The sequence below is a fragment of the Stenotrophomonas sp. TWI273 genome, assembly GCF_039674765.1.
Taxonomy (GTDB): domain Bacteria; phylum Pseudomonadota; class Gammaproteobacteria; order Xanthomonadales; family Xanthomonadaceae; genus Stenotrophomonas.
Genome location: NZ_JBDJOA010000044.1, coordinates 1 through 877, shown reverse-complemented (window position 1 = coordinate 877; position 877 = coordinate 1). Strand labels below are relative to the sequence as shown.

Annotated in this window: 1 protein-coding gene; it reads right to left on the bottom strand. The window is 69.0% G+C overall.

The genetic code is table 11. The annotated features are described in order from the left end of the window. On the bottom strand, positions 1-877 hold an 877-nt coding region (locus tag ABE571_RS18805; protein WP_346494386.1), incomplete at both ends, for a transaldolase.

Genomic DNA, 877 nt, shown 5'->3' with positions numbered 1-877 from the left:
CGCGGATCGTCTGCCGCAACGCCTCCAGATCCTTGGCGAACGCATCGATGCCGCTGGCCAGCTTCTCCGTCGCCATCGGGTCGGCCGCCAGATCCGCCGCAAAGCGCGCCGCATCGATCGGCGTCACCTGCACCGACTCGGCCGCACCGGCCACCAGCTTGCGCGGCAGCTCGCCATGATCGGCGTCCAGCGCCTCCAGCAGGTCCGGCGAAATCGTCAGGCGATCGCAGCCGGCCAGCGCCTCGATCTGCGCCGTCGAACGGAACGACGCACCCATCACCACCGTCGGCGAACCACGGCGCTTGAACTCGGCATACACGCCGCGCACGAACACCACGCCCGGGTCTTCATCGATGCTGGCCGGCGCCTGGCCGTTGGCCACGTACCAATCCAGGATGCGGCCCACGAACGGCGAAATCAGGAACGCCCCGGCCTCGCTGCAGGCCAGCGCCTGGGTGGGATTGAAGATCAGCGTCAGATTGCAGTCGATCCCTTCGGCCTGCAGCTGACGTGCCGCTTCCACGCCTTCCCAGGTTGCCGCGATCTTGATCAGCACCTTGCTGCGCGGCACGCCGGCCGCGTCGTACATGGCGATGAACTGGCGCGCCTTGGCCACCGTGGCCGCGGTGTCGTGCGCCTGGTCGGCATCGACCTCGGTGGAAACCCGGCCCGGCACCAGGGTGCTGAGCAGGGTGCCCACGCCCACGGTCAGGCGATCGGCCACCGCGTGGACAACCGCCTCGCGCTCGCCCGCCTGCTCGCGGCCCCAGGCCAGCGCGCTCTCGATGAGATCGGCGTATACCGGCAGGTCCAGCGCTTTCTTCACCAGGGTGGGGTTGGTCGTGCAGTCGACCGGCTTCAAGCGCTTGATCGCCTC